The sequence below is a fragment of the Vibrio sp. 1F253 genome (assembly GCF_041439295.1).
In the GTDB taxonomy this organism is placed as follows: Bacteria; Pseudomonadota; Gammaproteobacteria; order Enterobacterales; family Vibrionaceae; genus Vibrio; species Vibrio tasmaniensis_A.
The window spans coordinates 1-9153 of the sequence record NZ_JBGONU010000081.1; the positions used below are offsets into that span (position 1 = coordinate 1).

Here is a 9153-nt window from a genome sequence, read left to right on the forward strand (position 1 = left end):
GAATGGGGGCGTAAAGCCTAACTCACAGCGCAGGGCAGCCCGAAAGGGTAAGAGACAAATCCCAATCTGAAAGCGACCATAGATATACCCAAATCACTCATAAATTTGAGTCGAAATGGGTAGGGGTCGGCGCAGCCGAAAGGGCTGTTTTGCCGCCATCTTTCATGTTCCTTCTGTTCTTACTTATACCGCTCGGCGCAGTGCGTGAGTAAGCGGAGCGTCTTTAATTCTTAAACTTTGGCACGTTCGCCCTGTCCTATATCTAGACGACTTCATAGACGATATATAAAGTTTCATATACTCTACTTTATATCGTCCACCATTATTTAATCGTTCCACTCTTAAATAATTCTATTCTCCAAGGCTGAACGCCTTTACGAATAAGGGCTTCGCCCTCTTTTAGACGCTTTGGTGCTGAACGCACCGCCACGTCAAAAATTCACCCGCGCGCGTCTGGGCTAAAGCCCGACAAACTGACTTTTTGACTGCTACGCTTGCCCCTGAACGGGGTTCTGACGAATCCTAAAGTAAGTTTGTCCGGCTTACTCTTATTTCGTTTAGACTCAATGCGTTTATCCAGACGCGCGCGCTTCGCTTTTTCGGTTGGGACCGAAACACTCGCCACGGCTCTGGGGAGCCTTAAAAAACGAAACTAGGATGGTTTTTTTATGTCATTAAATGAAAGAATTGACCAATCTCTTATTGAGCTTGGTGATAAGATTTATAGTGCGCTTTATCCTTTTGCTAATGTGTATTTTTCGCAAACAGGTGCGTATTGGTTTGAAGTGATTCTTCTGCTTTTTTCTGTCTTTCTTTTTTCTCTTCCCTACCTTTTTATCTGTAAAAATGAATCTGGCTTTAGAGTCTCGTTGATCCGGTTGTTTGGGAGAATGTTTGCTTTTTTGGGGTTTTTCGGGGCTCTTCTTCCTACTGCAGTTTTATCTTACATGTCGCTCTTTGGTGATAATAGAATGAGCTTTTTACGTTTCGGTCATTTTGAGGATGTCTCGGATTTTATCTCTTCAATTGAGCTTTACGGTATCTCTCTTGGTTTGCTTCTTCTTGCTCATTATGTTTTCGTTAAGAAATTTTACGAACCTAAGTTGTCTGCTCGTTCTATCAAAAAGACTAACCGTATTGGTGAAGATGAAGCGTTTACAGACGTGCGTGAGCTACACAGTGAGAAAGCATTTAAATCTTATAATCCGAAAAAATACTTTGAAAAAGCCGCTAAAAATGACGCGCTTTTCTTTGGTTTAGATAAAAATAGAAAACCACTTTTTGTGTCTCGACAGCGTTATAACAAAACGAATATTCAAGTATCGGGGTCTATGGGAGCCGGAAAGGGTATCCAAGCGCAAATGATTTTGTCTCAGCAAGTTTTACAAGGTGACGCGGTACTTGTTTTTGACCCTAAATTGGACGATTACCTTCCTCATATTTTGAAAAATGTTTGTGAGCAAAGCGGCAAGCCTTTTTATTTCTTTAATTTGCGTGATGCTGAGCCGCAAGTAAATCCATTTTCAGGTGCGAATGAGCATGAGGTCGCGGAGCTTTTGATCGCTGCCTTTGATTTAGAAACTCGAAATTCTGACTCGGATGTTTACAAAATATCGGAACAAAAGAGTGCACAGAAAATTGCTGATTTTGTCGTTCAAAACCGTCTTCATTTGTCTCAAGTTTCTGAGCGTATAAATCTGATTTTGTCCGAAGAAGAACAGAAATCTTCTCGTGGGTTAATTGAAAGAATTGAGACGCTTTCAAGGTTGGGGGCTTTGAAAGCAGGGTCAACGACTTCATTCGATGACGTGTTGAAAAGTGGTGGTGTTGTTTATGTCATTGGTGACGATGTTGGGGTGATCAAAGACGCTCAAAAAATGCTGCTCGTACGAGTACTTCAACTGGTTAAAAATACTCAACCTAACCACAGGCAGTTTGTTTCTATTTTTGCCGATGAAGTGAAATCGTTACTTTGTCCTTTGCTTGTGAATCAGAGTGGGCAACTTCGCTCTCGACGTGCAAACCTAATCTTTGCTCACCAAACGGATGCGGATCTCAATGTCATTGGTAATAACTATGCGGAGATATTAAAAGGCAACGCTTCACTTCGGTGGTTCTATCGTCAGCAATCATTTAAAGCGGCTGAAGAGGTCGCTAACCTTACCGGTTTTAAAAAAGCACAGTCTTCTTCGTACATTAATGAAAGTAATGGACTAGGTGAGGAAGTTCGCTCTGGAGAAGAACGCCGTTCAATAGAGCAAAAGGCTCACCTTTTTGATACGAATGTCATTCAAACTTTACCTGATAACACGGCTATTTTGATCGGAGACGGTCTTGCTAAAATTGGCTTTTGCTCTGAGATATTAATTGATAACAGCGTTTCGATTCCGATCAGTCGAGCTTTACCTAATCAGAATGTTGGTGGCGTTATGCGTGAAGACTATCGAGAGTCTGAATCAATGGCGCCAGATTTTTTGGATACTTTACATGAAAAATAATGAGATGCTTTCGCCTGGTCAGCGAAAAGAGAGAACACGACAAAACAGAAAGTTTGTCACAAAGTTCTTACGAGATGAGATTTTTACCGATACCGAAGTGTTGGCTGATTTGCTCGGATTTGAGCAACCGAGAAATGCTAATAAAGTTTTAAAAGCCATGGCTCGTGATGAGCTGCTCATTGAACATAAGCATGGTAGAAAGTCGATTTGGGGGATCAATAAGAATGGTTTGTTATTTTCTTATGATGATCATGAAGATATTCCCGAATGGTTTACGGTATTTCGCCCCTCTAAGTTCAATGTTTTGACGTTTGAACATCGAAAACAAATGCAACTTATACGCGTTCATTTAGTGCGAAATGGGTGGCGAGATTGGACGACCCCAAAGCCTGTTAAAGGGCAAAGTTGTCCTGATGCGATAGCGCTTTCCCCTGAGGGGGAAATGGTTGCTTTTGAGTTTGAGAGAACGTTGAAAGCCTCTTCTCGATATGATGCCATTTTGAAAAACCACCTTGAATCTATTTCAGCAAGGCGATACAAAAAAGTCTTTTATCTAAGTCCAAACCCAGCTCTTGTAAGGCGTGTAGAGCGTATGTTTTTAAAATACATCGATCAGTCCGTCGTGGTGGCTAACAACGCTGTTACGCTCTCAGAGGGGACGATACGTACACTTTTTGATTTCATTTCTATTGAAAACTTCATCTCGAATATTTTAAAGGATTAATTATGCAGTTTAAATCAAGTAAAGCTCTCGGGGAGCTTCTGTATACAGTTAGTAAAGTCATTGAATATAAATCTGATCTGGTTTCAAAAAAACAATCTATAGCGGTGTTAGAAGCGACAAAGATACTTTGGAATGATGTTTGTTATAAACAAATAAGCAAAGGCCAAGAGTCTTATTTTTCTAGTAACCTTAATGGTTTGGGTATTGAATCTGAAGATGTAATAGAAAAGCTTTCTCAGACGATTACCTCTGTTTCCTTGAAGTCTGATTCTCCTTTTATTGGAGAGTTTTGGGGGAGGAATTTAGAAGTGCTATCAAGCAATTTTGAGAGTTATAACTTTAGTCTTCCTGCTGGAAAGTTGATTGAAGCGTATTTAGATGATCTTGTCGCGATTTCTAAGCTATGAGGGACTGACGCACTTCGTTTGTCTCATCTTGTGTTCTGTAACATTTCGCATTAGCTCAATGTCACGATCGCCCAAGATGCTTAATTATTGGAAATGCCCCTTGGAGGGGTGTTTCGATATCGAATTGAGTGCAAAGGAGACGTGATTATTATGTTTTTTGTGTAACCCTAGAGGTTTAAATGACCCCACCTCTATTTTACTCGTTAATATCATTATATTCGTATGGTTAATTTTAATCTGATTAAAATGGTTATAATTTGGTGGTTATTTGGAACGCCATCCCCCCGTCTTTTTTATCCCTACCATGGAGTTTTTATCAACTCTACCCTTAGGGTGTTTTGTTCTCCCGTTGTTTGTTGAAGTTATTGTTCAATAAGAATATATTTTAATTGAAGGTTAGTTAATAGGACTGAAGCAATGACAGTTAAAGCAAAGAGTAAATCTGAAAAAGATGTAAAGGCGAATGAGAAAAAATGGGGTAAAACTCTAATGGACTCAGGATGGACTGCATTCCCTAGCGTCATTTTAGAAAAACAACATGCATTAGGTCTTACAGCTATGGATATCAACATTATCCTTTACCTGTCAACTCATTGGTGGGAGGCAGAACGTAAGCCTTATCCATCAAAGAAAACTATTGCTCAAGCATTGGGTGTTACTCCTCGAACTATTCAGAAGAGAATTGCAGCATTGGAGCAGTTGGGGTTTGTTGAGCGTGAATATCGACCGCATGAGATAAAAGGAAATGATACAAACATTTATCATTTCGATGGGTTAATTAAGGAATCGGAGCCTTACGCTCAAGAGAAAATTGAAGAGTTTGAAGCCAACAAAGAGGCAAAGGCAGCTCGAAGACGAAGAGTTAAGCCTGTTCTTAAAGGGATTGATGGCGGAAAGAACTAGTGAATTAATATTCAATTGTTGACAAGTCGTTGATTTAGAGCTATAATTAAAAAAGGGAATTAAAGCCCTACCCAGATCTAACTAGGTATATACATGATTTATTTTATTTCCTGACAGTTGTAATTATACGTCATGTGCATACTTAGTCAATAATAACTTTAAATAAGGAAGCACAGATGGCGATAAAGAAAAAACATTTAACCACACTCCGTAAAATCAACACACGACCAGTGTTGGGTACCATCCCTTGGTCTGATATTGAGAGTCTTTTTAAGTCTCTTGGTGCATTAGTTCAAGAAAGGGAAGGGTCTCGCGTAGCAATTATCTTGAATGGTCGTCCGCATGTATTTCATAGGCCTCATCCGAGTCCTGATACAGATAAAGGGGCTGTTATGAGTGTAAAGCGTCTCCTAATGTCAGAGTTCCCAGATATTTTTGATAATTAATTTTCAAAAACACTTTACAGAAAGATAAAGTGATATCAGAATGTGATATCACTTTTGGTTTTCTTTGGAGGAAATATGGATAATATTTTGGAACACAATGGTGTAAAAGCTAGCGTTGTTTTTGATCCTGAGATAGAAATGTTTCGAGGTGAAATTCTAGGATTATCTGGAAGTGCTGATTTCTATGCGTCTGATGTTATCTCTTTGAAAGAAGAGATGATTATTTCTTTAGAATCATATCTTGAGATTTGTACCGAGCAGGGCATTCAGCCTTACAAATCGTACAATGGAAAGATCGCCTTCAGAACCAACTCAAATATTCATAAAAAGCTAGAAGAGCTGTCAGTATCTCAAGGTTTGAGTCTTAATAAGATGCTGGAGAGCCTTGTTGAAAAAGGGCTTGAGATTGGTCATGCTTGATTTTTTTTGCTGTATTAAAGTAACCAAAACAGGTAAGCGTGTTCCTAGATTTTCCCTACAAAAAAGCCTCTCAAATGAGAGGCTTTTTTGTAGGAAAGTACATGACCGGCTAAAAGGATCATTGAGATCAATCGCTTTTGGGATTAATCTCTTTCTCTAGATGTGAAAAAACCAGCTTTGGCGAGCTGGTTATTTCGGAATACTTAAACGATTGAAGCCCGTTAAGTTCTTTCATGATAGCTATATCACGTAAGCACTTCAAGTACTCCTGCACTCTGTTTGGATTCAAGATGTTTTGGACAGAGCGACGCGCATCAGCCACCGACCAAGGGATATTCCAAAGGTGGCATGGTAAAGGCACTAATCAGAACTAAGCAAACGCTCGATAAATCCGCCCCTTGTAGCTGCTAGAGGGGATAAGCGGGAAAGGAATAAATGATTAGTGTTGTGAGACCGGAATGGGGGCGTAAAGCCTAACTCACAGCGCAGGGCAGCCCGAAAGGGTAAGAGAAATATCCCAATCTGAAAGCGACCATATCGGTACCTAAAATCACTCAAATTGAGTTTGAAAAAAGGTAGGGGTCGGCGCAGCCGAAAGGGCTGATTTTTCGCCGCGCTTGTACTCTTTATACCGCTAGGCGCAGTGTGTGAGTAAGCGTAGCGTCCGAACACCGAGCAAGCGGAAAGCCACTTAATGCCAATCTTTGGCACTGTCCCCGTATATTTATTTTCATTCTTATTTAGCTCGTATTTATGCTCATCTCATCGCGCGCTTTTGTTTTAAGCCAGCATACACAGAGTGCACTCGCTACGCTCTTTTCTCTGTGATCTGGAAAGGTGCGCTAACGCCCCCTTTACCCCCGTGTGAATTTATTCCCCTCATAGCTTTTACCTATATATCGGTTTTTTTGATTTTTCTACGTGAGCTTATTTTCATTCACTTTGTGTTTTTTTCAGGGGACTCTTTTAGTGGACTCCCCTTCTGGACTGGCTTAGTCCACTGAATAGGTCCACTAAAAGAGTCCCCTACAATTCCAAAAAAGATAAAAGAAAAGAGCAGCTTAGAAACATGTTTCTAAGACCTGGGATGCGTAGCGCTACGCGCGACCAAGCACTTCTAGAGGGTGAAATAGTTTGTATTTTCGCAGGTCGTTCCTTCCTGGCTTAATTCAGCCTTTTCATCCAACCAGAATCACTTGGTCTCGCCTACTCAACGCATCCCAAGAGCATGCACTAAAATTAGCAATTCCCCTCTCCAGTTCGGCACTTTCAGTGATTGAATTTCTTAACGCTTAAGAGCACTTTCATTCCCACATAACAATTAAATCCCCTCGGAGGGGGACGCTGATCGCGATTGATTTAGGAAACGAAAAGTAGAGAGGCGCACCTCGAGTTTTTGCGTTCGTTATTTGATTAGCAGGATTCGCATTTTGTAGACGTCCGAAAAAGCCGGTCTGCAGTGTCGCTTCAAGATTCTTTCTGACGCACTTACTTCGTTCGTTTGTCGGATCGTTCTTTCCATTAAAGAACTTCGTCCATTTTATGGAAAAGAACGATCTCATTTTATTCTCGATTCTTTGAAGCTGTTTTATGCTTGAGTTACGCCATTTCTTGTGAGGTTTTACTATGTCTAGCGCACCGGATGATTCCATCGTCTTAGTTTTATTGATTCTTGGTTATGCGATTTACAATATCATTCGAATCACACTTGAGATTCGTAATTCGAAATGCTGATTTAGTTTACTTTTAGGCGTTACGGTGTGCTTTTGGGGTGAGTTTGAACGATGTTAATTCGTTCTGTGAATCGCTCTAAAAGCGTCACAAACTTACAAGGCCGAATGGAAGCATATTACCTTGTTCAAGTGTCCAAAATCTTCGCTAAGAGCGTTTGAGGGGTTCTGAGGGCTGTTTCTGATAGCAAACTCGTGGATTTTACATAATAGGAATAATGAACACCGGATTTTAGGTGCCAGACGTCATATTTGGTGTGCTCAGCTTTTTTGGATTTTTTAAGGGATGGGAAAAAACATTCTGTAAATAGATTCTGAGTGGATCTAAGCGGCAAACAGCGCCCTTAGAACCTTGCAGGAAGACTTTACATCAGGAGAATGAAAATGAGCATACTTGAGCTATCTGAAATTGCATCTTGGATCATACCAATGACAGCATTCGTTAATGCTATAACTGGGCTGATTAAGATTTGTAAATCCTAGTATATGAAATCTACAAATGAGTAACCCTACGATCGTTGTATACGATTAAATGCTATAGGTTCGGCTTCCAATTGGGAGCCGTTCTTCGTTATGGAGTCGCGTAATTCCATATCAATAAATCAGAACACCTCATTATATACAAGTACTTATATAAATTAAGAGTGGTATTGTTGAAATTTCTCATTTATTATGCGGGGTGGTGCAGAAAAGCACTAAAAAAAACAGTCACCAATCGGTGAAAATAGCTAGGACTACTAGCAAAAAAAACAGGACTAAAAAATGAAAAAATTAATTAGGTATACAACCAACCAACTTCTATATGAGGATTATTACAATGCAAGAAAAGGAACTGATTTATAAAGGCGACACCGAGAAAAAACTAGAGAGCTTCCCAGCGGAACAGCGTGAGAAGTTCGTGGCAGATTTGGTTCGTTTGCAGTATGGGTTGCAGCCCATGATGAAAACGAAGTCAATGCAAGGTTTAGGCAAAGGTGTGATTGAAATTTGCAAAAACGGTAAACCAGCCTACCGAGTGGTTTATGTTATCAAGGATGAGAAGGTGTATGTCCTTGAGGCTTTTGTTAAAACTTCAAATCAAACAGACAGTAAACACGAGAAAACGATTAAGCAGCGTTATCGTGATATATAAGTCTATTCAAAACAGCGGTTAAACCGCTGTTTTTTTTAGCTCCATTATAACTGGGCGCTCTCGGTTCATTGGGTTGAAGGTCATTTCTGAAAGGTAGCCTAGCTTACCCAAAATTTCAAAAGCTGAATCAATTGAAAACTTTGAAATTTTATTATTCATTAGATTACTAATTCTTGGCTGTGATACGCCAAGTTTTAATGATGCTTCTTTTTGTGTCCAACCGTTCTCCCTAATAATCTCACTTGCAATGATCATTAGCTTCACTTTTGTGGACAGCAAACTAAGTTCTACTGGATCTGAACTTAAAAGTTCTAAAGGACTTTTACTCATAAGCCAAACCTTGTTTTTTGTAAATAAATAGAATGCCTAAAAGTAGGCGCGGGAATTATACAAATGTTTGTATAAATCGCAAGATCTAATATTGCACGCTAGCGTTACTTTTTCAATCCAAAAATTATGAAATATTAACGTTTGTGATTGTGATACCACCATCTCTGACAACTTGGTAATGATGGAATTGTAAATAAATTCAAACCCTAGCAGCCTTATTCGGTCCAAGATTCAGAAACAAAAAAACCTCCCCAAAGGGAGGCTTTTTTGTTTGGAAAACTGATGACCGGTTAAAAGGATCATTGAGATCAATCGCTTTTGGGATTAATCTATTTCCCAGATGTGACAAAACCAGCCGTAGGAAGCTGGTTTTCTCGGAATACTTACTAGTTTTGGCGACTGGGTAAGTCCTTTCATGATAGCCATATCACGTAAGCACTTCAAGTACTCCTGCACTCTGTTTGGACTCAAGATGTTTTGGACAGAGCGACGCGCATCAGCCACCGATCAAGGGATATTCCAAAGGTGGCATGGTAAAGGCACTAATCAGAACTAAGCAAACG

The 9153-nt window shown here is 39.9% G+C and carries 8 protein-coding genes; 7 read left to right on the forward strand and 1 reads right to left on the reverse strand.

The features are described 5' to 3' along the window. Positions 1 to 668 precede the first annotated feature (668 nt). From ACED28_RS22035 to ACED28_RS22065, 7 genes are all read left to right on the forward strand, one after another. Positions 669 to 2498: a TraM recognition domain-containing protein gene (locus ACED28_RS22035; protein WP_371710750.1), complete on the forward strand. Its 1830-nt coding sequence runs from the start codon at positions 669 to 671 to the stop codon at positions 2496 to 2498. After that, complete coding sequence (locus tag ACED28_RS22040) at positions 2488 to 3222, forward strand: hypothetical protein (protein ID WP_371710751.1); 735 nt, start codon at positions 2488 to 2490, stop codon at positions 3220 to 3222. Before ACED28_RS22035 ends, ACED28_RS22040 begins: the two co-directional genes overlap by 11 nt. A 2-nt stretch (positions 3223 to 3224) precedes the next feature. Beyond that, complete coding sequence (locus tag ACED28_RS22045; protein WP_371710753.1) at positions 3225 to 3629, forward strand: hypothetical protein; 405 nt, start codon at positions 3225 to 3227, stop codon at positions 3627 to 3629. Positions 3630 to 4046: 417 nt separating this feature from the next. Next, entirely contained in the window at positions 4047 to 4532 is a 486-nt protein-coding gene (locus ACED28_RS22050; RefSeq protein ID WP_371710754.1) for a helix-turn-helix domain-containing protein, read from the forward strand. Positions 4533 to 4708: 176 nt separating this feature from the next. After that, positions 4709 to 4978: a type II toxin-antitoxin system HicA family toxin gene (locus ACED28_RS22055; protein WP_371710755.1), complete on the forward strand. Its 270-nt coding sequence runs from the start codon at positions 4709 to 4711 to the stop codon at positions 4976 to 4978. Positions 4979 to 5053: 75 nt separating this feature from the next. Beyond that, a complete protein-coding gene (locus ACED28_RS22060) occupies positions 5054 to 5398 on the forward strand; it encodes a type II toxin-antitoxin system HicB family antitoxin (protein ID WP_371710756.1) in 345 nt (114 codons plus the stop codon). Between the two features lie 2547 nt (positions 5399 to 7945). Then, positions 7946 to 8260, forward strand: coding sequence for a type II toxin-antitoxin system RelE/ParE family toxin (locus ACED28_RS22065; RefSeq protein ID WP_181360225.1), 315 nt, complete (start codon positions 7946 to 7948; stop codon positions 8258 to 8260). An 18-nt stretch (positions 8261 to 8278) separates the two neighbouring features. Here the strand turns inward: ACED28_RS22065 and ACED28_RS22070 are convergent, their stop codons facing one another. Further along, a complete protein-coding gene (locus ACED28_RS22070; RefSeq protein ID WP_108188476.1) occupies positions 8279 to 8590 on the reverse strand; it encodes a helix-turn-helix domain-containing protein in 312 nt (103 codons plus the stop codon). Positions 8591 to 9153: the final 563 nt, after the last annotated feature.